General features: G+C 57.5%; 15 protein-coding genes. 8 read left to right on the top strand and 7 right to left on the bottom strand.

Annotated elements, in window-relative coordinates; genetic code table 11:
* Nucleotides 1-57 precede the first annotated feature (57 nt).
* Nucleotides 58-519 carry a hypothetical protein gene (locus tag FRD01_RS12665; RefSeq protein ID WP_146960172.1) on the top strand — a complete coding sequence of 154 codons (462 nt, stop codon included), beginning with the start codon at nt 58-60 and terminating at the stop codon, nt 517-519.
* Nucleotides 520-541: 22 nt separating this feature from the next.
* Here the strand turns inward: FRD01_RS12665 and FRD01_RS12660 are convergent, their stop codons facing one another.
* Nucleotides 542-2,317, bottom strand: a complete 1,776-nt coding sequence (locus FRD01_RS12660; RefSeq protein ID WP_249755589.1) for a vWA domain-containing protein — start codon at nt 2,315-2,317, stop codon at nt 542-544.
* 178 nt (nt 2,318-2,495) lie between these two features.
* Between FRD01_RS12660 and FRD01_RS12655 the strand changes: the two genes are divergently transcribed.
* Nucleotides 2,496-5,531: a DUF3160 domain-containing protein gene (locus tag FRD01_RS12655; RefSeq protein WP_146960168.1), complete on the top strand. Its 3,036-nt coding sequence runs from the start codon at nt 2,496-2,498 to the stop codon at nt 5,529-5,531.
* Here the strand turns inward: FRD01_RS12655 and FRD01_RS12650 are convergent.
* Nucleotides 5,449-7,707, bottom strand: a complete 2,259-nt coding sequence (locus FRD01_RS12650) for a DEAD/DEAH box helicase (protein ID WP_146960167.1) — start codon at nt 7,705-7,707, stop codon at nt 5,449-5,451. The two genes, FRD01_RS12655 and FRD01_RS12650, sit on opposite strands and share 83 nt — an antisense overlap.
* A complete protein-coding gene (locus FRD01_RS12645) occupies nt 7,698-10,781 on the bottom strand; it encodes an Eco57I restriction-modification methylase domain-containing protein (RefSeq protein ID WP_146960165.1) in 3,084 nt (1,027 codons plus the stop codon). The genes FRD01_RS12650 and FRD01_RS12645 overlap by 10 nt, the downstream gene beginning before the upstream one ends.
* A 153-nt stretch (nt 10,782-10,934) precedes the next feature.
* Between FRD01_RS12645 and FRD01_RS12640 the strand changes: the two genes are divergently transcribed.
* The 4 genes from FRD01_RS12640 to FRD01_RS12625 all read left to right on the top strand — a co-directional run bounded on the left by FRD01_RS12640 (nt 10,935) and on the right by FRD01_RS12625 (nt 14,302).
* Nucleotides 10,935-11,957 (top strand): CE1 family esterase, encoded by a 1,023-nt coding sequence (locus FRD01_RS12640; RefSeq protein WP_146960164.1) that lies wholly within the window; start codon nt 10,935-10,937, stop codon nt 11,955-11,957.
* 137 nt (nt 11,958-12,094) lie between these two features.
* Nucleotides 12,095-12,724 (top strand): hypothetical protein, encoded by a 630-nt coding sequence (locus FRD01_RS12635; protein WP_146960162.1) that lies wholly within the window; start codon nt 12,095-12,097, stop codon nt 12,722-12,724.
* The gene (locus tag FRD01_RS12630; protein WP_146960160.1) at nt 12,721-13,560 is read left to right on the top strand and encodes a TIGR02147 family protein; all 840 of its coding nucleotides are present in this window, start codon (nt 12,721-12,723) and stop codon (nt 13,558-13,560) included. Before FRD01_RS12635 ends, FRD01_RS12630 begins: the two co-directional genes overlap by 4 nt.
* On the top strand, nt 13,550-14,302 hold the full coding sequence (locus FRD01_RS12625; protein WP_146960158.1) for a hypothetical protein: 753 nt from the start codon (nt 13,550-13,552) through the stop codon (nt 14,300-14,302). The genes FRD01_RS12630 and FRD01_RS12625 overlap by 11 nt, the downstream gene beginning before the upstream one ends.
* A 3-nt stretch (nt 14,303-14,305) precedes the next feature.
* Here FRD01_RS12625 and FRD01_RS12620 read toward each other — a convergent pair whose 3' ends face one another.
* From FRD01_RS12620 to FRD01_RS12605, 4 genes are all read right to left on the bottom strand, one after another.
* Nucleotides 14,306-16,621: an FG-GAP repeat domain-containing protein gene (locus FRD01_RS12620; protein WP_146960157.1), complete on the bottom strand. Its 2,316-nt coding sequence runs from the start codon at nt 16,619-16,621 to the stop codon at nt 14,306-14,308.
* A 68-nt stretch (nt 16,622-16,689) separates the two neighbouring features.
* Nucleotides 16,690-17,679 (bottom strand): GTP 3',8-cyclase MoaA, encoded by a 990-nt coding sequence (gene moaA, locus FRD01_RS12615; protein WP_146960155.1) that lies wholly within the window; start codon nt 17,677-17,679, stop codon nt 16,690-16,692.
* On the bottom strand, nt 17,676-19,136 hold the full coding sequence (gene menE / locus FRD01_RS12610) for an o-succinylbenzoate--CoA ligase (protein WP_146960153.1): 1,461 nt from the start codon (nt 19,134-19,136) through the stop codon (nt 17,676-17,678). The genes moaA and menE overlap by 4 nt, the downstream gene beginning before the upstream one ends.
* Nucleotides 19,137-19,144: 8 nt before the next feature.
* Nucleotides 19,145-20,179 carry an enolase C-terminal domain-like protein gene (locus FRD01_RS12605; RefSeq protein ID WP_249755588.1) on the bottom strand — a complete coding sequence of 345 codons (1,035 nt, stop codon included), beginning with the start codon at nt 20,177-20,179 and terminating at the stop codon, nt 19,145-19,147.
* 10 nt (nt 20,180-20,189) lie between these two features.
* Here FRD01_RS12605 and FRD01_RS12600 point away from each other — a divergent pair, with 10 nt between their 5' ends.
* Nucleotides 20,190-22,895, top strand: a complete 2,706-nt coding sequence (locus tag FRD01_RS12600; protein WP_146960150.1) for a transglycosylase domain-containing protein — start codon at nt 20,190-20,192, stop codon at nt 22,893-22,895.
* 74 nt (nt 22,896-22,969) lie between these two features.
* Nucleotides 22,970-24,439, top strand: coding sequence for a glycerol kinase GlpK (gene glpK / locus FRD01_RS12595; protein WP_146960149.1), 1,470 nt, complete (start codon nt 22,970-22,972; stop codon nt 24,437-24,439).

The following is a 24,439-nucleotide window of genomic DNA, read 5'->3' as shown; positions in this document are numbered from 1 at the left end:
AGGATACGCTGGGAACGATGGGGACAGCCCTGGTGTTGATTCGAAACGGAGGGAAAGGTGAGAAATTCAATCATGTTTTTGGCTCTAGTTGTTTTCATCAGTTGCTCTGATGATTCGACTCTTCTGAATCAAAACGGACGAGGTGATCAAGGAACTACCGGGTCAAATCAATCCGATGCGGAAGCAGATTTCAGTGACACTTCGGACATGCCTCATGACGCCGATGGTCCTGAATGCACAGCAGATGGAATTTGTTCTTGTGAAAACCTCCCTGTAGACAGATGCAGCGAGTTTCCGGAATGTTATCCGATGGCTGCCTATGAAGTCGCAACGGGTAGTGCTTGTACGACAATGGTGAATGTTACGTGTGCTCCTGAGCAGAATTGCGACAACAATATCTATTTCATGGAAGATTTAGAGGGAAACTGCCTAGTCTTTCCGGGAGGATGTGTCCCACCTAAGAGATTTGCCGAATCTGAGCGTTGCAAGGCGTTGGCACAAGACCTTTGTGGGTATTGATACGACTCAGAGTAGAACTAACTCATCCCTGTGAATCGAGGCGTTTCGCCGCCTTGATCAAATCCACCAATTCGCGCCGTTTGGCACTCGAGCCCGCCGAGGACTCGGCTACTTCCAAGACGAGGTCGTAGCTCAAGTCCTTGGCATAGGGGCTCTTGCGCAAAATCTCGGCGAACCCGGCTACAGCCACCGCGAATTGCAGCTCGTGGCTTGCGTGCCCGAGGGTCGTGCGCACCCGATGCAAATGGAGCGGGTATCTGGACTCGATGGCGCTCGTCTGGCCTGGCTCGATATGTCGGATTCTGACGGTGGCAAACTGGGCGGGCTCCCGATGTTTGAGTTTGACCTCAAAGAGGGCGGTGACCCGGTGTCCTGGCCCCACTTCACCTGCGTCCACAGCGTCATTTCGGAAGTCTTTATCCGCCACCTCGCGGTTCTCGTATCCGATGATGCGATAGGTCTCTACGTGTTCGGGATGGAATTCCACCTGGAATTTTACGTCCTTCGCGATCACGTGGAGGGTGCCATCGAGCTCAGAGCCGAAGAATCGTTTCGCCTCTTCGAACGAGTCGATATAGGCATAGTTGCCGTCCCCTTTGTTCGCGAGCTGCTCCATCATCGGGTCCTTGAACGAGCGCATTCCAAAGCCGACCGTAGAGAGCGTGACGCCTTCCTGCACGTATCCTCGAATTCGCTTCAGAATTTCGTCATGGCTCGACGAACCCACGTTTGCGTCGCCGTCTGAGAGCACGATGATTCGGCTCACGTGGCCCGGCTGGAGGTTCTTTGCGGCCTCACGGTAAGCAAGCTCGAGGCCTTCGCCCATAGCCGTACTGCCGCCTGCGCTGAGTGAATCCACAGCGTCTTTGATGCGCTCCTTTTGGGCCAAAGATGTCTTTGGCAGCACCACCTTGGTGGAAGACGCATAGGTCACCACGGCTACCGAATCCTCGGGCCGCATATTGTCCAAGAGATGGTTGAGGGCGCGCTGGGCGAGCGGGAGCTTGTCGGGGCGGCTCATGGAGCCGGAGACATCCACGAGGAAGGTCAGGTGAACTGGCCCGCGCTCCTTCTTCTCAAGTTCGCGCGCCTGTACGCCAACTCGAAGGATGCGGGTGTTTGGGTCCGTGGAGAAGGGCGAGGGCGCGGCCTCGGTATGAACAGCAAATGGGCCATCTTTGGCCACCCCGTAGTTGTAGGGGAATGCGTTGACGAACTCTTCGACTCGAACCAATGATGGATGCGGCATCCTTCCTTCGTTCAACGCGCGGCGCGCCATGGTGTAGCTCGCGTTATCCACGTCGGCTGCAAAGGTCGCGAATCGGTCTACTTCCGCGCGAACCACGGGGTTTGTGCCATAGTCCACAAAGTCTGGGTTGTTGGACCTTGAGATTCGGTCGCCGAGACTTCGACCTCCGATGCGTGCCCCGGTTCCGCGGCTACCCAGACTGCCAACGCCATGCCCATAGCCCACTCCCCCGCCTCCGCGTCCACTCCCAATGAGCCCGAGGCCTCCCACTTGAGACGCCTGCGCTTTGAGTTTTGGGATGTCCTTCTCTTCTTTTGTGTCCTCCGTTTGGGCGATGGGCTTCGGCTCAGGGGTATCTACTACGAGCTTCAAAGCCTCCATCGGATCAGTGGCTTCACCAGGTTCAACCGGCTTTGGCTCCACTGAAGCCTCGCTCGTCTCTTGAGTCACAGGCTCTACGTCCGCATGTTCACTGGTCTTTGGTTGGTTCTCGGTCTGGCATGCAACGGCCAGAGATAGAGCGCACAAGAGCGCTAAGCGTCGAGTCATCATTGTTTTCCTCGCGTTAGTGGGTTGCCAATTTGTCGTGTCTTAAGGTCCGACACTAGAGATTTGGAAAGGTTCCATCCACTCGACCCAATTTTTGAAAAGGCCAAGGTTCTTGTTTCCATTGATGGGTTTTTGAAGGAGTGTGAGTCTCAAGATTGACCTGTTTTTGGGAGAATATATGTGGCGCATTCAAATCCTGGCTTTTTCGACCATCTTGGCCCTTGGTGGCTGTAAGTCTGAACAGCAAGTAGTGGACTCCGTGGCGCCTACTGGAGGGGCAACGGTTGAGCTTACAGAAGGCCAAAATCCGGCGATTGATGCCACGGGCAGATTCATGGCTTTTGAGCGCGCGGCGGACGAAAGCCGCGCGGTCTTTGTGCGCGATCTTCAAACCGGTGAGGAGCGCCAACTCGTTGCACAGAGCGGTGAACAATCGGATCCGACGTTCGCCCCAAATGGCGTGGTTTTTGTGGGCAAAGTAGGCTCAAAATCCGCACTATGGTTCAGCGATCTCGAGGGCAAAACCCTGGAGAAGATCACCGAACTCGAAGGCGAAATCCTGAGTCCGAGCGTAAGTTCGGTGGGCTTTGAGTACTTCCTGCTTTCCGAGGACGGGTGCGGGCCTCCATGGGGTCAACCTCAGAACCACTACTACAAGATTGCGTTCACCAAAGCGGTGGGCGGCAAAAACGAGGTTTGGACCACGAGCCTCAAATCCGATGCGGATCGTGGCGAGCGCACCGAGGCTGCGCCGCACGACACGCACTCCTATCGCGTGTCGCCAGACGGGAAGGACTGCCATTCGCCGAGCTTTTCCGGCGATGGCCTGAGCCTGGCGATGGTGTGTGACGGGCAGGTGGTTGATGCCAAGGCGATCTGGGACCAGACCTTCGAGGACGCCGCTAAGATCGTGAGTACAAGCGTTCCAAAAGAATGCTCGGGCATGAACGAAGAGTTCGACGAGGAAGCTTGCAAAGCGCTCTTGCCCAAGCGCTACACGCGTTTTGAGGGTGAGTCTCAGGGAGCCGCCCTCGACCCTTCGTATTCGGCCAACCACACCCTTATGGTCGCATCCAAAGAGGGCGTCCCGGTTTTCAAGCCTCGTAACTCAAAGGAGTGGAAACCGCTGGCGAATCTCAAAGCGAATCAACTTGTTTGGGCGCCAGACGGCCAGCGAATTTACTTTGATGACGGCCAGAAAATCTACGAGGTGGCGACCGAGTTCTACCTTCAGGACGTCAAGAACCTGCACCTTTTCCCGGAGCTCTGGGAGGAGTCTGAAAAGCTCGCCCAGAATCGATTTGTGGTACGCGAAAGTCAGGCGAAGGAGTTCTATGCCCATTATGAAAAGCTTCGCTACGAGCGGCGCCCTCAGTTCGTGACGGCCGATGCCGTACTGCAGGTCTATCGCGATGAGTTTTTGAGGATCATCGAAGAGGCTGAAGTTCAAAACGGTGAGCGGCTCCGCATGTTGAGTCAGGCTCTCTGGCAACACTACCTGGAGTCGTTCAAGCGCACCAAAAACCCATCTGAGAAGTATCTGGCGGTTTATTTTGCTACAGCTTGGGTGCCGCTTGGTGCAGTAGATTCGGTGGTTAACGCGCGGCAGGAGCTTGAGAATCCGTGGGATCGTCACCCGCCTGTGGCTGGTGCTTTGGCCGGGGAGATTCCCAAGGCTCTTTCGAGCCTTCCGGCTGAGCTGAAGGCGGAGGTTGAGTCGAACATCACTAAGATTATGGCGCATGAGGGGCTCGGCGAGCTCAAGGTGCCGGGTATGGCGGAGCCGGTGGCTCTGGACTGGTCGCAGTTCAAGATTCGCGGGAATTACGCCGAGAACGACCTTGGTGGCTACTTCCTTGCGATGACGTGGTTTGCGCAGGCCCCGCTGCCCTTTGACGCGAGCCTCGTGGGTCTTTTAGATGTGATGGAGAAGACCGCCATCGGAAGTGATAATGCGCTTAAGACTTGGTCTGACGTCAACGCGACTATCGCTGCGTTTATGGGTAAACCCGTGGATGCCACCGTCTCTCATGCCGTGGAAGGGCGCCGGAATCACCGTGACGCGTTCGAGCCTTTTGATGCCGCGAAGGTCAAGGAAATCTTGAGCGCACTACGAGGACCGGTCTTGATTCGTGACCCGAGTGGCGCGGACGAGCGGGCCATCAAGGTTGTGTTCTTACCCAAGCGCGTAGGGCTAGATACCACGTTCTTCAGGCGGCTCCTGCACCCCGACGTGCCGATGCGTCCGTTCCCATCGGGGCTGGACGTGATGTCGGTTCTTGGGTCGAGCACCGCCTATGAGCTTGGGGCTGCTGCGCAGTCTGAGGAGTGGCGCGCCGCTTGGGTTAAGCAGATGGACGGGTTGCGTGAAGTGACGCCGGGCCCCGCGGATGCCTACTGGTCCACGGACATCTATCATGCGTGGTTGGCCGTGCTTGGTGTTCTGGCTGACGCGAGCGCTGTGGACGGTTTGCCTTATACGAAGACCAACGCTTGGCGTGAGCGGTCAGTGTTCTCGGCGCTCGGTGGTTATGTGCAGCTCAAGCACTCGGCCGTGCTTTACGCAGGCCAAGACTATAGCGCTGAGTGCGGTGGCGACGTGACGCTTTTGGCCTATATGGAACAGCCAATTCTGCCTACACCTCGAGGAAGTGTTGACCCGAATCCCGCGTTCTTCCGGGCGATCGAGGCCTTGACGGCGCGTGTTTACAAGGACCTTTGGAAGCGCGATGAGCCGAATTTTGACCCGTACGCCGAGGAGATTTTGAACTCGCGCGCCCTCGCGAGTCGCCTGGCTGAGATAGCGGAGAAAGAGGTTCAGGGGAGTGCTCTTTCCGAAGAAGACCTTCAGTTTATTGAGTTCTTTGGCGCGAAGCTCGAGCAGATTACGTTGATGATGATTGGAGAATTCACGCCGGGGCCTGCTACTGTGCTCGGCGAGCAGCGTGCGGAAAATGGTGTGGCATTGGTGACCGATATTCACACGAATATCACTCGGAATGAGGCGTTGCAGATCGGTATTGGTCCTCTGATGGATATGTGGGTGGCTGTGCCAGATGGCGTGGCGTCCACCATGACTCAGGGCGCGATCTTCTCCTACTACGAGTTTCAGCAACCGATTTCTGAGCGGCTCACAGATGCGGAGTGGCACAAGCTTTTGAAGTCGGAGAAGAAGCCTGAATTGCCGGCTTGGACGTCTTCGTTTGTGGATTAGACGCGACTGAGCCCGCGTGTACAAGCCGGATGCGTCGGGCCGGCCGCGCCTTAAGCCCGCGCGCGGCTGCAACCGGATCCTTTGCACCCACAAGACCCTCTAGTTCGGCACGACTCAGCGGCTGCAAGACGCGCTGACGCAGGTCCGCCACCTCCTCGGCATCACACATATTGCGAATCAGCCGCCATATCTCGGTCTGTCTCGCGTCCAAATTCGCCGGCGCCAGGACGGCACCATTGAGCCGGTCTTCTTCCCGCTCAAGCCACCTCTCAAACCACTCGGGAGGCTCCGCTGGAATCAAGGTCTGCGCGCTCTCAACGAGCCGTGGGACCTTCTCCAACGCGTTCACCAGCGTGGCCTCCTTACCGTCCCGAAAATACACCAACCTCCGCCAAGACAACTCTCCATCCATGTATTCAACCACCGCCCAAAGTTCGTCCTCGGGCCCATCTACCTCCCAATGCTGATTCTCAAGGTTCAACTCACGTCCAAAGCGCGCCGCCAACTCGTCGAGCCGAGTCATCGCCGCCAACGCCGGAAGCTCAGTTTGCTTGGCACGCCTTGTGCCAACCGTTTGAAAGGGCGTCCCCGCCGTCTCAGCCGCATCAATCTTGGTGTTGAGGCGAGTCCTAAGGCCCAGACTGTCGTTCCAGGAATGTGGTCGAGGGAGCCATACTTCCACCTCGCCGAACATGCTCCCGGGTCTGCAGATACGCCCGATTCGCTGCTCGATACCCTGCGGAGTATAGGGTAGATCACCAAGAACCATGCGCCCACAATCCTGAAGGTTGACGCCTTCGGAGAGACAATCCGTGCAGACCAAGACCTGAATCTGCTGATGCGGCTCGATTTCACGCCCATGCGCACGCGGCGCGAACCGCTCCAGAAGCTCCCCCGGGTTGGTCCTGCCAAGCCCGGTCGCTACAGCCGTGGTTCCAGTGATGAGCGCCACCCGAGCCTGCCCACCGAGGAACTCGCAGATGCACTGATAGAGTCTTTCAGCAGCCTTCTGAAAGCTCGTAAAGATGAGCAGCGGCTCTGGCCTAGAGCTCAAGAGCCCACAAAGCGCAGCCTCAAGCCCGGTGCGCGCCTGGCTTAGCCGGTTGAGCCGCGCGTGCAGGTCCTTCCAAACCTCGAGGTCCTCTTTGACGAGGCTCAGGTCTGAGTCTCCAATCTGGGGCTGCGCGGCCTCGAACATGAACGCAAATGCATTCTGTTGGTGGGTAGGCCCAAAGCAGGCCTCAAACTCGTGGCGCCCAAGCTCACGCCCCTGCGCACGCAGCTCGATCCAGCGCTCGTGAAACGTAAGTATGTACTCCACGAAATTCAGCAAACACTCGGCCCCACCTTCCCAAAGGCGGCGGATATGCTCCACCATGAGGCCCTTGGGCCAGTCATTTCTGAAGATCGCAAAATTGAGTCGGTCGAGCTCTCGGCCGAGATTCTGCCAGAGCCAGTTCTCGTCCGGGTCGGGGTCATACCTCAGGATTTCGATCCTCGCCTTGGGTCGCCGAAGCGTCGGATCGTCAGGAGTGACGCGTCTGACGCTCACGGCCTGGAGGAGTTGAGTAAGGTCAAAGGCGCCGGCTTCGGCCTCCTCAAATGCGCGCCTCAGGCCGCGTCCACACACTCGCACACAGGCGGTATCACTCATACCGATCTCCAAGAGATGGTAAAGGTCCCAGATTGAGTTGATGACAGGCGTGGCTGTAGCCAGAACTAATGGCGTATCGCCGAGGCCCCGCACCAGTGTTTTAGTGCGAATCGCCTCGGGATTCTTGAATCGGTGCGCCTCGTCTACGACCACCACACAGGCTTTAGGTAAAGGCTTTCCGCGGCTCAAGTCGGTGTGGCTCATGACTCGGAAATTCTCTTTTTGCACGTTCAAATGCTCCAACGTGGCACGCCACATGCCGGCAACTCGGTGAGGCACCACGAGCACGATCGGATGCTTCGACCGCGCCTGATTCCTAACTAAGATCGCCGCCATGGCACAGGTCCGTGTCTTTCCGAGACCGGTTGCATCGGCCTCGAGCGCGACCCCGTACGTCTGAGCCATCATGGCAATTCGCCTCGCCGCGACGAGCTGAAACTCACGAAGGTCCGACTCTTGGCGCTGCCCACCAGCGTGACCGACGAGATGGAGCGCGTGCTGGAACCATTGCTTCATCTCCATGGTGCCACCTCCCTTTCAAACCAGGCCTTGAGACGTTGCATCTCAAGCGCGTTGAGACCATAGCCGTCTTTGGGGACCGGAATGAGTTTGACCACCCACGCGAAATGCCTTCGGTAGCCGCCGCGCGCCCGCTCCGCCACGGCGCGAGCGAAGGCCTTGACCGGAAGTGAGTTCAAGAATCTTTGCAGCTCGGTCGCTTCTTCTTCAGACTGGGTCGGCAAGTAGTAGACCGTGTTGAGCGGTACCGCGCGTGCCGGAACCTCGATGGCTTCGAGTTCGGGCGCGATATCCCTCCAGACGATTTTCGGCGCACACGTATCCGGTCGTACTCGGAAGACTTGCCAGAGAGGCAGACGTGGATCGTAGTCCGACCGCTCCTCGAGCGTGGTGCGATTTGCCTCGAAATAGCCTTCGATCTCTGGCGGAATCTCCTTCAAGACCTCCCCGTGTTCATCGTAGCACCAAAGAATCCTGAGTGAGGATTCGCCACGAGGGTCTCGGCCACTCAGAACGCGGCGAAGATAGGGTTTTGCCTCGTCGCCGAGCATGAGCAGAAAGTCTTCTTCGGGGCGGATAAAGACCGAGTTTGCGCCGGTGAAAATGCCGCGGCAGGGCTCCAGAAATCCGGGACCCACGTCCATCATCTTGTTGAAGATGGACTCCACGCCGGGCTGTACCAAGAGCCACGGCTCGCCGTTCATCGCAAGGTCCTGCCTCCAATCTTGGGTGCCGTCGGGGCCCACAACGCTCACCCGGGTGCCTGTGGCTGCGACGTCCGCAATCTGCACGATCCCCGGATAGGTTGTGGCGTCAAAGAGCTCGTCGGGTGAGTCCGAGTAATCGACGATTCGCTCGATATGATAGCGCGAAAGCACGCGGCGAGTGGCGCATCCGTTGAGAGACCTGAAGATCTTTGCAGGGATGAGTGCGGCAAGCCGTCCGCCGGGTTTCATGAGCTCGAGCGAGCGTTCCAGAAAGATTGCGGCCAGGTCCACCTGCGAGCCAAAACTCGACGAAATGCCGCGCCTATCGGCCTCGGACCACGTGGCAGGACGTGTGACTTCGAACCGGCGTTTGTAGTGTTCGAGCTCCTCAGTCCGAATCGCCTGAGCACGAACCCATGGAGGATTTGTCACGATGATGTCGAAGCCGCCATTCTGGGCCACATGCGGGAAGTTCAGGGCGTAGCTAAATGTGGGCGAACCAGTGTTCTGCGCGTGAACCTCGCGAGACCAGGCCCGGAGGCGCTCGGCTTCATTCACCAGCGCAAAGAGGTGTTGTTCGGTCGCGGGGCTCAATCCCTGCGGGTCGCCGAAGAGATCGCGCGAGTTCTTGAGTTTATTGAGGCCCTCGATTTCTTCTTCGAGCTGGGAGACTCGGTGGGCTAAGAGGTCCGTAAAGACCTCGCGATGGTAGCTTTCGAGCTCTCGTCGGAGCTCAAACTTCTTGGAGCCGTGGCACGTCAGATACCGGTCTTGCAGGGTCTTGAGCTTTTCTGAGTTTTCTGAATATCGCCAATTATGTCCAAAAAGCCGCGAGAGGTTGGCACGATACATACCGATCTCCTCAGGGTCGATGAGCGACTGACCGCAGACGATTCGGTGCCCAAGATTTGGGAGCGGCGGCATGGCTCCGGTCTCGGATTTGGGCGTGGCACCGAGCAGAGCAATCCAGAGCCGAAGCTCGCAAAGCCTTGTGGCAGTGGGGTTGATATCCACGCCGTGAAGATGGCGATGGATAATCTCACGAAGCCTCGTGTGGTCAGGCTTGCTCCCCTCAACCTGAGCCCAGAGGCCGGCGAGCACGCGCAGACACTCGAGAAGAAACGCGCCTGTACCGACGGCCGGGTCCAAGATCGTGAGGTCTTCGAGGGCGTCACGAATCAGGTCGCGCTCATCGAGGCTTAGCGTGGCGCCGCTCAGGATCTCGTGAACCCTGGATTCACTAAGCCCGGCGCGGTCCTTGAGGTGCGCCGCAAAGACCTCTGCCACCATTTCACGCACCACGTGACGCGGTGTGTAGTAGGCGCCTGAGCGGTGCCTTGCGTCCTGGAACATCAGGCCTTCAAAGACTTTGCCGAGCATTTCGGGGTCGATGACTCGATCTTCGTCATCCTCGGCGCCTTCGCTCAGCGCAAACTGATAGCGTTCAAAAACCTCTTCGAGCAGGAGCTCGAAGGTTCGGTCGGGCCAGTCGATCCGCGAATGCGCAAGCTCCACCGGGCTTGGGTCAAAGAGTCCACCGTTTAGAAACGGAATCCCTTGAAGCAAAGCGTTGTTGGGGTCGCGCTCATCTTCGGGGGTGTTCAATGCGCTGAAAAATAGCGGCTGAATCACGCTTCGGTAGAACGACGTGTCGCGGGAGCGTTGGCGCCACGCACGAATCAGAAAATGCGGGTCTGAGCGCAACGCCCCGCGCGCCTGTAAAAAGTAGAGAAAGAGCACGCGGAGCAACGTTAAAAGCGCCACGTCGTGTGCTTGCCTCAAGTCCTCGGGCCCGTGGTGCATGGTGCTTTGAAGGAGCTCGAGCGCCCGGCGAAACGCCTGAAAAAACTCCCGCGTGAGCGTCTCCTGATCGAGCACGCTCTCCAGGTAGCGCCTGATTGCGAGCCCTTGGTCGGCCTGGTCCGGTGCGACCCAATCGCGCGGAAAGAGGGCCTCGAGCTGTTTGATGCCCACCGGGTCCGGACGGCTGCGCATCAAAGACATGCGGCGAACAAAGGTCTTTTCATTTTCTCGCTCAGAGACCATGGCCACGCTGAGCCGCTCGGTATCTGCCCAGAACCAGAGCGTGACGTCGTTCGGATTTCGCCGATGCAAGGTGGTCATTGCCGAGCGGGCGAGCCCGTTGTCGCATTGGCCTGTGACCAGAAGAACTCGGAACGACCCATCCGAATGGAGTAGGTCCACACGCAGGTGTTCCAACATGTCGAGCCCCCACTGGCCGAGCGCGAAATTCACGAGCCGCAGGGGCTTTGTGCGAAGCCCAAGATGCTGCGCGAGGCTAATCCAGTCGCCAAGTTGAATGAGAGAGCCGGTATCGTGCGATTCAATATTTAGAAGGGCGTTGCCCATGATGTCCTCCAACGTTTAGGTGTTGTTCGATGAGGACACTTCTGGCCCTCAGAAAAGGTTTTCGGACGGTTGAAGGAAGAGTTGAGAAATTTTTTTATTTTTTTTCGCCGCCGGGATCGCTACAAGGAGCTCAACGCTGCAAAGGAGTTGGCGATGCGCGAGTTTAAGAGTTGGATATTTTTGAGTGCTTTGGTCTTCGGTCTTGGGTGCTCAGAGTCGAATTCTCGATCAACTCCAGGCGTGGTTGATAACCCGGACGCCGAAACCGTTTCAGATATGGAAGCTGAAGGGGATACGGGAGCAGTTGAAGATCAGGGGACCGAGCTAGACCAGAGCCCGGGTGGTGATCAGGGGCCTTCCGTGGATATGGGCGAGCCTGATTTTGGTGAGCCGGACATCTCGCCGATGGGTGGTGATCGCGCCGTGACGCCCTTGATGCCCGCGAACTACGATCCTCGTCAGCCGGCGGGTCTGGTGATTTCGTTGCACGGATATGGTGGAAGCGGGCCGATTCAGCGCAGCTATTTTGGGCTCGACAATGTGCTCAGTGAGAATGGCTACATCTTTTTGGCGCCAAATGGGACGCGCGACACGAGCTCGCAATTTTGGAACGCCACCGACGCATGCTGCAATTTCTATGGGTCCACCGTGGACGATGTGGCCTACTTGAGCGGGTTGATCGACGAAGCTCAGGCGCGGTTCAATATCGACCCGAACAAGGTCTTCTTCGTGGGGCATTCAAACGGCGGCTTCATGAGCTATCGCATGGCCTGTGAGCTCTCGGATAGAATCACCGGCATTGTGAGCCTCGCCGGCGCGACCTTTGAGGATGCGGGCGATTGTGAGCCGGCTGAGGGCGTGAGCGTGGTGCAGGTCCACGGCACGCTAGATGCCACGGTGCTCTATGACGGTGGCGTGTTCTTTGGAGGAACCTACCCTGGTGCCGAGGAGTCGGTTGAGCGGTGGGTTGGCTACAATGAGTGTGATGCTGAGGGCGAGGAGATTGGCCGGTTGGATATCAGCGCTGAGCTCGGAGAGGAGACTTTGGTGACCCGATGGTCTGGATGCCGTGATGGCGCGCGCGTCGAGCTCTGGCGCATGGACGGTGCCGGCCACATCCCGGGCCTAAACTCGGGGTTCGCCGACGCGGTCGTGAGCTATTTCAACTCCCTCTAAGAGAACCTGTATACGAATTTTTGTTTACTAGGTGTACACACAAAGCCACCAGGTAATGTGGACTAATGTATGAAAATAGGGAGAATTGGCTTCATCAGCGTTTACTAAACTAACCGAACGCTGCAAAAGGAGTCGATATGAAAAACCTCGTAATTGCCATTCTCTCAACCAGCTTCCTCGTAGCCTGCGGTGAGTCCGCGGATCCAACCGGCGAAGTCGCCACGTTGCAATTCGCACTCACACCAAGCTCTGCCACGCAGGGAGTCTCCAGCGTCGCGCTCAATGTGCGAGATCTTGAGTTTGACCTTCCGATGCCGCTGACATGCGCAGACGTCGAAGGCCAGCTCGTAGGCGCGCGCTGTGAGCTCGAGGACAGTCCTGAAACCTCTGATGATAACCCGTCACTGGCTAAAATTGTGATCGATGGACCGATGAACATCGACCTACGCAACACCCAAAATCCGCTCGAAGGCATCAGCATCCCCGACCTCGCCTATTCTCGCCTCGACATCCGTATCGAGAGTCAGGGTGGCTACAGTATTCTCGTGGAGAAGGGCGGCCAGGAGTACCTCTTTGATTTCAACGAGGATATTCGGTTTGAGAGCCGAGGCGGTGTACGCGTGACGGGTGGACCTATTCTGGTAGAATTCGACGCCGCGGCCTGGTTGCAAGGCGTCGATATGGGCTCTTGCACAGATGAAGACTCGTGTGACGATGTGGAAGACCAGCTCAAGGATAATCTGAAGAACGCAGGACAACTTCGATGAAAGACTGGATGCCGGATGTGTTTGAGTTCATGGGGTACCGAGACTTCATGCGCGCGTACTATTCGGCGGCCAAGACTCATACGAAGAGATTTTCCTACCGGTCTTTCTCTGCAAAGGCCGGGTTTAGTTCGTCTAATTTCATCAAGATGGTCATCGATGGAGACCGCAATCTGAGCCCGGAGGCGGCCGAGCGCGTGGCGGCCGCCCTGGAGCTGAGTGCTTCCGAGCAGCGATTCTTCAAACTACTGGTGGAGTTCGAGCAGGCAACCGACCATGAGGACCGCCTTCGGGCCTTGGAGTCGATCACCGCAACCAAGCGATTCTTGGAGGCGAGGCCCTTGGACTCCATGCTCTTGGAGTACCTGAGCCACTGGTATAATCTGGCGATCCGGGAGTTGGCAGGACGAAGCGATTTCAAAGACGATCCGGAATGGATCGCCGCGCAGCTTCGCCCCAAGATTTCAACGGCTCGTGCGCGGAAATCCCTGGAGTTATTGGTCGAACTTGGGCTCCTTGAGCGTGCGGATGGTGTGATCAGCCGTGGGGAGCCCACTCTGGATGCCGGTCACGAAGTTCGGGCGGCTGGCGTCAAGCAATTCCACCGGCAAATGTTGGAGCGGGCCGCGGCCTCGATTGACGATGTCCCGTCCGAAGAACGTGATATCAGTGCGATGACTGTTTGCATTAAGTGCAATTCGGTTGAAGGCTTGAAAGAGCGATTACGTGATTTCCGGGAAACCTTCATGTCAGTGTGTGATGAGGAGGTGGACCCGGATGTGGTTTATCAACTTAATATTCAATTTTTTCCTCTTAGCGAGGCGCGTCGTGAACCTTAAATTTTTACCTCTTAGTTTGGTCGTATTGGGCGCTTGTGCCCAGAGTCCAGACACAGGGTCCCATATCGGTAATCCCGCATCTATCGAGTTTGGTGTGGTTCGGTCCGAGCTCACCGAATCCGACGCGGATGAAGCTGCCGTCGTGATGACGGACGCATCGGGCACTGTGTTTAGTGTTCGAGCCGCCGAGATTGATGTCCGAGATATCAAGCTCGACCTGCCTGATGGCGTGGTTTGCGCCCAGGTTTTGGACGTGCTTGAAGGGGCCGAGTGTGAACCTGCCGAGGCGCCGGGCGAAGAGGCCGAGATTGCCATTGACGGCCCTTTCGTAGTGGACCTTCTGGCGGCTGAGGCTCTTCCTAGTCTGGAGGCTGTGGTGATCCCCGCGTTGGATTACACGCGAGTGGACTATCGTGTTCGAAGCGATGCTGAGACGAGTTTTCGAGTGGAAGCGGAGTTTATCTACAATGAGGAGACCCTGGTTTTGGACCTCGCGTTGGACATCAACGAGGACGCACGTGTCGAGAATCCCGACCTTGTGCTCGAGCCTAACGGGACGCTCTCCGTGGGCCTAAACCCCGAGCTTTGGCTTCAGAACGTGGATATCACTGGGTGCTTGACAGCGGGCACCCTGGCCATTGCAGAGGGGCGCGTCAGCGTTGACGAAGATAGCGCGTGCGAGGTGCAGGACTTGGTGAAGAACAACGTCAAGTCGTCGAGTTCACTGAGCTCCACCCCGTAGAGATCATTGCAGGAGTTGGCAGAGGTTATCCGGCTCAAGCGCCGTGTTATCGTCCTCGTGACACTCATTATGGCTTTGCCCACCGGCACCGTCGTCGTCAGCCACAATGCGAACATCGAAGTTCTGATTCGCAGCTGAGCTCGGCGCAGCCCACAAGATCTCGAAGTTCTCCTCGGCGCCCGGGCCAAGGTTCTGCGTGTTCGTAACCGTCTCAATCAACGTCTCTTGGCCCTCCAACGTGATGTAGACCGAGACCGGAACCGTGCCCGAACGCACCCCGATGCTGCCCGTGTTCTTGAGCTGGAACCGAATCACCACGCCAGTTTGTGCACACGTCGTGGCCACCACCTCGCTGATTTCGATCTCAAAATTCGGCGCGTTGAAGAGCCCATCACCCTGCACGTTCTGCCGGAAATTATTCAGCCCAGGCGCCGTCCAGTTAAGGACCTGAACGTCAGGAACACTGCCGTCTTCGTCAATATTGGTCACGTGATACGCGTGTTGGTTCCAAATTCGGCGGGTGCCCACCCAGTTGTCGGACGCATCCTTAAAGACGCGAATACCCTTGGTGGTTGAGCCTGCTGTGGAGTAGTTGTTCGCCGCCACCACAATCTCCGCATTGCCGTCGTTATCCACGTCCACGATCAGCGGGTATTCCAAAAGAGTGCCCGAAGAATTCGGAATCTCAACGAGGATCTCGGGGTCGTTGTACCCGTTGCTATCTGCATCAGCGCCAGTCCCGGCGCCGCTGTAAACACGAAGGAAAAGCTCGTCGTTGTAGACCACCTCCGCCTTGCCATCGCCCTCAAAATCAAAGACCGACGAGCCGGTCACCGCACTCGAAAAGTCCTTTGTGGCGTGCGCCCAGAGCACTTCGCCAGCCCCCGTCAAAACCAGGTAGTACCAGCGCGCCGCCACGGCGATATCGGCGAGCCCGTCGCCGTCAAAATCAGCCACGGTTGGGGCTCCGCCACCGCGGTTGCACGCCGTATGCTTTCGGCATCGGTTGCCCGCGCACTGGCCGAGCGGCGGGCCACATTCCGCCTGAGACGTACACGCCTGGCCCACTGTGGGTACTTCCGGCGCGCAATCTGTAATCCCATAAAGGTCGCCCACACGCTGCATATCGAGCGGTATCTCAAAGGTCCAAATCGGGGTGCCGTCGTGCTCCAATAGGTTGATATTTCCGCCCACGACCTGAACGATCTCAGGGTTGGGATCCGCATCAAAATTCGCCAGCGCGAGGTATCCTCCGGCGATCGCCACGTCCTGAATCAGGGTGCATCCAGTGCCATCCGTCGCGTCAATATTTGAGACCTGATAGAGCGACGCCCCGTGCAGAATCTCCATGGTGCCGTCCAGATTGACGTCTGCCACCACTGGAATCCCCGCGCTTGTCGGCAGCGAGCAAATCAACCTGCCGTCACTGCCCACCACGCGGTTCGGCGTGATGATCTCAGGTGGTCCTTGTTGGTCGATATTGGCGATCGAAGGCCCTTGAGACCCAAGATTCGGCACGCCAGGCTGATGCCAGAGAATCTCTCCATTGGCCTTGATCGCATAAAGGCCCACGTTCGTTGGGCCTGCAGACACGATGATCTCCGGCACCCCGTCGAGGTCGATATCACCGAGCGCCGGGATGGTGCCGCCCGCCGCGTAGAATGGGACGTCTAGCGTGGAAGAGCTCCAATGCTCAGCGCCGTCGAGTCCGCTGATTACGCGCAGAACACCGTCGTCGTTGTAGCGATTGCTCCGGAAGGTCACAAAGACCACGTCCGGAATATCCTGAGTGTCTACGGTGCCGTCGGAGTTATCGTCTGTGAGATTTGCCACCGCCGGCATCATCATGACCTGGTCGTACTCCGGCGAGTCCGCGCTCTCAGTCCAAGACCACGCCTCCACTGGACTAAACTCGCCCACGGGCGGGATGTAGACGCACGCGTTCGGGTTCGCGTCGATATCCACACAACGGTCCACGCTCGGCTCACAAAATTGTGTTGGTGGGCAAGGCTGCGACTCAGAGCACGCGTCTCCAAGCGGCACACAGCTATCAAAAAGACACGCAGTCTCGGCGTCACAACACAAGGTGCCTTGCGGAGTCTCGCATGCCGTCTGCTCTGCCGTGCACGCGCCTGCATCGTTGTTGGCCATATCAACCGTGGTCATATCGCCAGGCTGGTTCATGTCGAGCTCGTTATTCGATGCGCCCTGGGTGTTGTTTTGTGGGTTGTTTGGACCGTTGTTCTGGTTGTTTCCAACGCTCACCGAGCTATCGTCCGAACAACCCGCCAGTAGCAAAATCAAGAGTATCCATCGCATCAGCCATTCTCCTCAAATCAAGAGTGGCCATTGTACGCAGAATCCGCCCGACTTTAAACTTCTAACGCCTATCCGCCGATTTCCGACATCCCCATGATGGTGCGCACACCCTCATTCCACGGGTGTCCGGCCTTCTTTTCGGCAAGGGCTTTGAGGATGAGTCCACGCGCTGCATCTTCGTCTCGAGCGCGAAGGGCCGGGCCGAGGTCCACGTCCTCGTCGTAGGCGAGGCACGCTCTAAGCTTGCCGGTGCAGGTTAGGCGAAGGCGTGAGCAGGTAGCGCAATAGCTTTGAGACATCGGGGTGATAAACCCGAGCGCGCCCTTCCATCCTGGCGCCTTCCAGTACTTCGCGGGGCCGTTCCCCACGTGGGTGTCTGTTGCGGGGACCAGGCCGTGTTTGGCAGTGAGTTCCTTTCGAAGCGCGGTCAGATCAAAGTAGCTTCCCACGTCCTTGAGGTCGTCCTCGCCAATCGGCATAAGCTCCATAAAACGAACGATGAGCTCGCGTTCTTGAACCAGCTCAACCCACCGCTCGATCTCGTCTTCGTTGAAGCCTTTGAGCACGAGCGTGTTGATCTTGATGGGCGAAAAACCCACGGCGATGGCTTCTTCGAGGCCTTCCCATGCCTTCTGGAGATGGCCGTTCCTAGTGATTTTCTCGAATCTCCGAGGGTCCAGCGAGTCGAGGCTGATATTGAGTCTGTCGAGACCCGCGTCTTTGAGCTCTGCCGCATGTCGCTTGAGGAGGAGCGCGTTGGTGGTCATGGCCACTTTGGTGGTCCCGGCCTCGCGAAGCATTCTTACAAACTCGGGCAAGTCTTTGCGCACTAGCGGCTCGCCGCCTGAGATCCGCACGCTCTTAACCCCAAGGCTGGCCAATACTTTTGCGGCAAAAGCGAGGTCCTCAAAATCCAAGACTTCTGCGCGCGGAAGAAACTTCATGCCTTTTGCGGGCATGCAGTAGGCGCATCGCAGATTACACCGGTCTGTCACTGAGATTCGCACTGACGTGTGCACACGCCCGAAACGGTCTGTCAAAGTGTGGGTGTCAATCATAGCTTCTTAAGTTCATGTCGGCGTACTTTACCAGACGAAGTCTGCGGCAGCTCCTCTAGGACCAACCAACGGCGAGGCACTTTAAATCCCGCGAGGTTCTTTCTGCAGTGAGCCTCCAAGGCTTCCAAGTCCAATTCCACACCGTCCTTAGCCACCAAAGCCACACACACGAGCTCACCCCAGGTCCCATCCTCCTGCCCGAATACGGCCGCTTGATCAACCCCTTCGAACGCCAAAATCACGTTCTCTACCTCTGCCGGATACACGTTCTCGCCGCCTGTAATAATGAGGTCGTCGCGCCTCGAGAGCACCCAGAGAAACTGGTCGTCATCGAGATACCCAAAATCGCCCGTGTCGAACCACGAACCATCAAAACGCCGCTCATTTTCGGTTGCCCGGCCCAAATATCCACGCATCACCATAGACCCGCGAATCCAGATATGGCCGGGTTCGTTGGGCGCAGCGAGGCTCATATTGAGGCGGCGAACCTGAACATCGGCCCCAAACACCGCGATGCCCGCCGACCCGATTTTTTCCAGCGCGCGCTTTGGCGGCATGGTTGTCACCTGCGAGCCTGCCTCGGTCAAACCGTAGGTCTGGAAGACCGGAATCCCACTCTCCCACGCCCACTCTACGAGCTCTTTTGGCGCAGGACCGCCACCTAAGAGAACTGCCCGTAAATGATTGACTTCCGGCAGAATGCCGCGAAGCCGGTGAAGCATCGTCGGCACGAAGGATGCCAGCGTAATATTGTGTTTTATGATGGCATCAGCCACCCTTTGCTCGTCGAACTTCTCAAGCAATGTCAGTGGGATGCCGTAAATCAGGCAGCGGAAAACAATGGAAAGTCCACCAATATGGAAGAGCGGCAGCGCGCAAAGCCAGTTGTCGCGCGCCTCGAGCCCGAGCACCACAGCGGAGGCAAACGCGCTACTCGCCACGTTCTCCCAACTAAGCTCTACCGGCTTTGGAAGCCCCGTGGTCCCCGATGTGTACATGATGAGCGCCGCCTCGCGCGCCCTGAAATCCGCAGGTTCAACGTCCAGGCTAAACGTCAACTCCTCTACCTGCACAAATCGAGTCGTCTGCAAGTCGAGCGTCGCATCCGCAGAGTCGTAAAAACGCTCCGCAGTCTGGTGGTCGAGCACCAAGAGGTCTGCCTCGATATTGTTGAGCATCCACGAGATTTCACGGGCCGTAAGGCGCGTGTTGATGGGCACGAGCGTCGCGCCAGCCCATTGTACGGCGAGGATCGTGACGATGTAGTCGGGCGAAGAGTGCATCAGGGTCGCGATTCGCGCGCCACGTATGCCACCGGCGACCTGCACCGAGTGCGTCAGCGCCGCCGCCATACGCCTGACGCGGATCTCAAGCTGTGCCCACGTCCACGAACTCTCCTCAAAATAGAGAGCCACTGCATCTGGCTGGCTATGAACCTGCCGCTCTAACCAATTCATAAACTTCTCTAACTACTTAAGCGCCAACACATTCCCCGATCGGTGGCATAAAGCGGGTCCTCAAGACCGTCTTCAATCCACCCACCGGTCGCCAAACCACATGGTGACTCAAGGCCGAGCGCATACGCAACCTCAGCCGCAAAGAATCGACCGATAGAGTCCAAACTCGACGTAATCACAAGCTCAGAGCCACGTTCTTGGAGTCTGCGTCGGGCCTCAAACAAGGTGTCGAAGCCGCCAAATTGTGCAGGCTTGATCACAAAGACCTCAACGCCTTCATCAATCTGGGGTTGAAGGTCGTCAAGCCCTCGCACCGACTCGTCCGCAGCGACTCTTGTGCGAAACTCTGCAAGCTCACCAGGCTCCCAGGATTCGGTCCTAAGCAGTGGCTCTTCCACATACTCGATGTTGAAGTCATCCAGCGCACCGAGAGCCGCAATCGCCGTTGCTTTGTCCCAACTTTGGTTCGCGTCGAGGCGCAACGCTACAGTCTCAAACGTGTCCCTCAGTCTGGCGATCCGGTCCAAATCCTTCTGAAGAGCGCGGCCCCCAACCTTGACTTTCAGGCACCTAAACCCACGCGCAACAAAGTCTTGTGCCACTTGGATTTCGGAGTCTTCTGAGGCGCTAAGTGTCGCGTTTATGAGCAACCCGCGGTTGTCCCCTAAGTCCCTAAAAACACCCGGATATTGCGCCGCAAAAAACTCCCTGATCACTCGCCATCTTGGGAGCCCCCGCTCTTTGGATACAAGGTCGAAAATCGCCGAATGGAGGGCGTATCTTGCACTGCAACAGAGTCCTTTTTCATCGGATTGACCAAGGATCTCAAGAGGATGGGTTCCCGGGCTCAAGCCGGCGATCAGGTCCGAGAGCTCCCGACTCACCTCGTCCACACTTTCGTCAACCCAACCCGCAAGCGGGGCAGCTTCTCCAATACCGTGGACATCCCCGTGCCAGAGCGTTAGATGAACCACCTCGCGCGACGAATATTGACGAGTCGCAGTCGAAAAAGTTCTGGAAAAGGGGTACGTCTTTTTTTCCACGGAGTGCTTCATGCGCTACGTTTACTCGAATTTTGGGTTGATGGCGCGAGAGAATTTGAACCGAATTATGCGAAAGAAGTGGATCATCATTGCCGTGGGGGTTGTCCTGGCGCTCCTCGTGGGAGCCGGACTGATGGTGCCCACCTTGGTGGAGGACCGCGTTGAGGAGGAATTGCGCGCTCGGCTTGTCAAACGCGGGCTGGACGCCGAATGGACCGATTTTTCGTCCCAGTTTGGACGAACCTTTCGGATCGAGGGTTTGCTTCTCAAAGACGAAAAGCGAGGCGTGGTCGCGCGTGCAGACGCGGTAGATATCTCGATCGCGATCGATTCGTTCACGGATGCCGACGTGCGCCTAAGTGCCGTGAATGTAGAGAATTTTGGGTTGGAAGTTGACCTTAAAAAGCTCAACCAAAAGAGCGACGCTAAAGACCCCGACTCGCCCACACAAGGCTCCGGCCTCATCCAGAAAATCCTCGAGAACCCGCCCGAGATCTTCATGAATCAGGCAACTCTCGAGGTCTCGCACGGCGCATTATCGCTCGCGCAAATGAAGGTTGAGCAGACGCAGGTCGAGCTTTCCCGAGAGTCCGTCACGCTGGATTCGACCGCGCACTACAAGACCCTTTTCCCGGTCCCGGAATTTCTCTCGGCGCCAGTGGATGTCAAGGTTAAGGCCACCTTGGGGCTGGAGACTCGCGACTTTGAGTTCGAGCTCACGCATCCCGAGGCGGATAAACCGCTGATGCGATTCAGGGACTCCGAGGCAGGTTCGGTCACGATCGGGCGAGTCCAAGGACACGGCAACCTTACGAATCGCACCGTGAACGTAGACGCACAGACCATCAAGGTTCGCATCGGGCACGCCTCCAATAAGGCTGAGCTAGTGGCCACAACTGACATCGACGCCTTGCGCATTCAGCGCGATAAGCGCGGTCGGATCTCCCTTTCGCTGAACTCGCCAGAGATTGTGGTCACACCCGCGAACGCAGCGCGGCTGAGGCCACTCCTCAAAGTCATTGGCGATACGCGACTGATGATGGGTGATAAGGGCCAGGGCCAGGGCTCTGGACCGCGACCCTCCAAGCTTCAGACATTGGATCGCATCGGCCGAACCTTTGCGCGTGTGCTGCACCGGCAAGACGTGCAGCTCAGAGACCTACGTTTTGCGCTCAACGTGGAAGGCGACTACACGCCGGGTGTCTTTCACCAGATTACGCTCCTCGAACGCATCAATATTAAGACAGACAACGGTACGATTCGTGCCAGCGGTGAGAGCGCCGACGGTACGATCAATGCGCTGGTGGATTTCCTTCCCGGCGTTGCTATTCCACGCTTTGCGTATGTTGACGTGTCGAAGGTTAAACTCGGGAAAATCCCCGGAATGCCTAAAGGCAGAACCGAGCTCCCGTCGCGCGGTACGAGTGGTCGTGTTGATGGCGTCTTCTCGAGTACCTTCATGATGCGGGGGCCCGGATTGGGCTCTATGGAAGACCTCCTCGACGTGTTTCACGGGGAATTGAACGTGGTTTGGGAGGACGGTGAGGCTGATTTTGTGGGGGTTTCTGATGAGCCGCTCAAGGACTTTAGCGTGCGCACCAATTTCGACTTCATCTGGCATCCTGAGCGCGCGAATTTCGAGGCGAAGAACGGCTTCTTCAAGCTCGGTCCGATTCGAGTCAACTATTCCGGCGCGATCAGCGGATTCCCGCTCGATACAACCTTGAGCGGCGAGGCCGCGATGGAGGAATTGGAGTGTGACCGGACGTTTAGAAACCTTCCAGCTGCCATGCTCGGGCCGTATCGGTACATCAAAATGGACGGCAAATGGGCGCCGACCTTCTCGTTCTATCTTCCCATAAATCGCCCGCGAGCCGTCAATTTTGAGATCGAAGGATACGAGGACGTGTGTGATGTGGTGAGCCTTAACGTGCAGCGCGGTGATTGGCCCGATATCCGACTTCCAGGCATCACTGGACAAGAGCGTTCGGATGCGCTTTCAGACGTGTTTTGGCTTGAGAAACCGTTCATCAAACAGGTGACCGAGGGGCTTGCCACCGACGAGAGCGAAGTTTTTGTGGGCCCGGGTTTGCCGACGTACGTGCCGCTCTCCGAGATGCCTTCGTGGGTGGGTGGCGCCGCGTACCTGAGCGAGGAGATCCTCTTTTACACCGACCACGGCATCAGCTTGGGCCTGATTAAGAAGGCCCTGCGGCTGAATTTGGAGAAGGGGCGCTTTGTTTACGGCGGCTCTACGGTGACGCAGCAGCTCATCAAGAATCTCTTTTTGACTCGCGACAAGACTCTTTCCCGAAAGCTTCAGGAAGCGCTCATCGCCTGGCGAATCACCGAGACTATTCCTAAGGATCGCGTGCTTGAACTCTATCTAAATGTCATCGAATTCGGCCCGGATATCTACGGTATTGGCCCGGCCGCGCGGTACTATTTCCAAAAGGACGCGCGCGATCTGACGCCTATGGAATCTATCTTTTTGGCCATGCTCAAGCCTAGTCCGCTCTACGGCGAGCGCGTGATGCAGCGGGGGCAAACGCCCAAAGGCGTGTGGTGGACAAATCGAACGGTGGAGCTCTTTCGCCGCCTCGTGGAGCACAAACATCTCACGCAAGAGCAAGCCGAGGCCGCAAAGCCCTACGAGCTTGAGTGGGAGAAGGGCGTCTACAAGCCTCGCATGATTGAGGTCCCTCTCTTCGATTGAGCGCCTTCTCTACTCGCAGTTTTAGAAAATATTTGGCAGTCTACCGTTCTTTCACGCTTGAACTAGGAGACCTCATGCCTTTGATTTGCGCCATAGACCAGGGAACCACGGGAACCACGGTGATCTTGTTGAACGAGAAGCTCGAGATCAAGGCTCGGGTTAACCAGGAGTTCCGCCAGATCTATCCGAAACCGTCCTGGGTTGAACATGACCCCGAAGATATCTGGGCCTCCACACTGGCCACCATCAAATCGGCATGCGAACAAGCGGGCGACACCGACATCGCGGCAATCGGCATCACCAACCAGCGCGAAACCACGGTGGTCTGGGACCGAAAGACCGGCAAAGCCATCCACAATGCCATCGTCTGGCAAGACCGCCGCACCGCAGGCGTGATTCGCCAGCTCAAAGACGAGGCCAACGAATCGTGGATCCAGAAGAAGACTGGGCTCATGCTCGACCCCTATTTCTCCGGTACCAAAGTCGCGTGGATTTTGGACCACGTAGAAGGCGCGCGCGAACGCGCCGAGCGGGGCGAGCTCGCTTTCGGTACCATCGACACCTACTTGCTCTGGCGCCTCACCGAAGGACAAACGCATAAGACGGACGTCTCCAATGCGTCGCGCACACTGCTCATGGACCTCGAGAAGGCCGAATGGGACCCCGAATTGCTCAAGGTTTTCCGCGTGCCCGCGTCATTGTTGCCCGAAATCTGCGGCAACGCACAGGAGTTCGGAAAAGCGCGAGGCGTACCGGGAATCACTGACGGCACCCCCATCGCCGGAATCGCGGGCGACCAACAAGCAGCCCTTTTTGGGCAGGCGTGTTTTGATGCCGGCGAGGCCAAATGTACGTACGGCACCGGTGCGTTCCTGCTCATGAACACGGGCACAAAGCCCGTTCCGAGCGTACATCGTTTGCTGACGACGGCTGCTTGGCGCCTCAATGGCAAGACCACCTACGCCTTGGAAGGCTCGGCGTTCATCGCCGGTGCCATGGTGCAATGGCTGCGCGATGGCATCGGCCTCATCAAATCCGCCGCTGAAATCGAGGAGCTCGCACGAAGTGTGGAGTCGTCGGATGGTGTGGTTGCGGTGCCGGCGCTCTCTGGACTCGGCGCACCACATTGGCAGCCGGACGCCCGTGGCGTGATCTGGGGACTCACGCGCGGTACCACGCGTGCCCATATTGCGCGCGCCGCCCTCGAAGGTATCGCGCTCCAAAACGTAGATATTCTGCGCGCGATGGAGAACGACCTCGGAAAACCACTCGTGGAGCTCAAGGTGGACGGCGGCGCGAGTGCCAACAACCTTCTGATGCAGATGCAGTCTGATTTTCTCGGGCGAAAAATCGTTCGCCCAGAAATGACTGACACAACCGCACTCGGTGCGGCACTTTTAGCCGGGCTTGGTGTCGGACTTTATACGAGCCTCGATGATATTCGAGCGAATTGGAAGGTCGACCAGGTTTTCGAATCGGCGATCACTGAGGCTGAGCGCGAAGCGCACCTGCGACGGTGGAATCAAGCCGTTCAACGAGTTTGA

The organism is Microvenator marinus (assembly GCF_007993755.1).
In the GTDB taxonomy this organism is placed as follows: domain Bacteria; phylum Myxococcota_A; class Bradymonadia; order Bradymonadales; family Bradymonadaceae; genus Allomicrovenator; species Allomicrovenator marinus.
Note: the sequence above shows the minus strand (reverse complement) of the source record. Positions and strands in the feature narration are given on the sequence as shown.

Excerpts from the sequence above, each read along its gene's own strand:
- FRD01_RS12660 (WP_249755589.1), bottom strand. The coding sequence starts at position 2,317 with ATGACTCGACGCTTAGCGCTCTTGTGCGCTCTATCTCTGGCCGTTGCA.
- FRD01_RS12655 (WP_146960168.1), top strand. The coding sequence starts at position 2,496 with ATGTGGCGCATTCAAATCCTGGCTTTTTCGACCATCTTGGCCCTTGGT.
- FRD01_RS12650 (WP_146960167.1), bottom strand. The coding sequence starts at position 7,707 with ATGGAGATGAAGCAATGGTTCCAGCACGCGCTCCATCTCGTCGGTCAC.
- FRD01_RS12645 (WP_146960165.1), bottom strand. The coding sequence starts at position 10,781 with ATGGGCAACGCCCTTCTAAATATTGAATCGCACGATACCGGCTCTCTC.
- FRD01_RS12640 (WP_146960164.1), top strand. The coding sequence starts at position 10,935 with ATGCGCGAGTTTAAGAGTTGGATATTTTTGAGTGCTTTGGTCTTCGGT.
- FRD01_RS12635 (WP_146960162.1), top strand. The coding sequence starts at position 12,095 with ATGAAAAACCTCGTAATTGCCATTCTCTCAACCAGCTTCCTCGTAGCC.
- FRD01_RS12630 (WP_146960160.1), top strand. The coding sequence starts at position 12,721 with ATGAAAGACTGGATGCCGGATGTGTTTGAGTTCATGGGGTACCGAGAC.
- FRD01_RS12620 (WP_146960157.1), bottom strand. The coding sequence starts at position 16,621 with ATGCGATGGATACTCTTGATTTTGCTACTGGCGGGTTGTTCGGACGAT.
- moaA (WP_146960155.1), bottom strand. The coding sequence starts at position 17,679 with ATGATTGACACCCACACTTTGACAGACCGTTTCGGGCGTGTGCACACG.
- menE (WP_146960153.1), bottom strand. The coding sequence starts at position 19,136 with ATGAATTGGTTAGAGCGGCAGGTTCATAGCCAGCCAGATGCAGTGGCT.
- FRD01_RS12600 (WP_146960150.1), top strand. The coding sequence starts at position 20,190 with ATGCGCTACGTTTACTCGAATTTTGGGTTGATGGCGCGAGAGAATTTG.
- glpK (WP_146960149.1), top strand. The coding sequence starts at position 22,970 with ATGCCTTTGATTTGCGCCATAGACCAGGGAACCACGGGAACCACGGTG.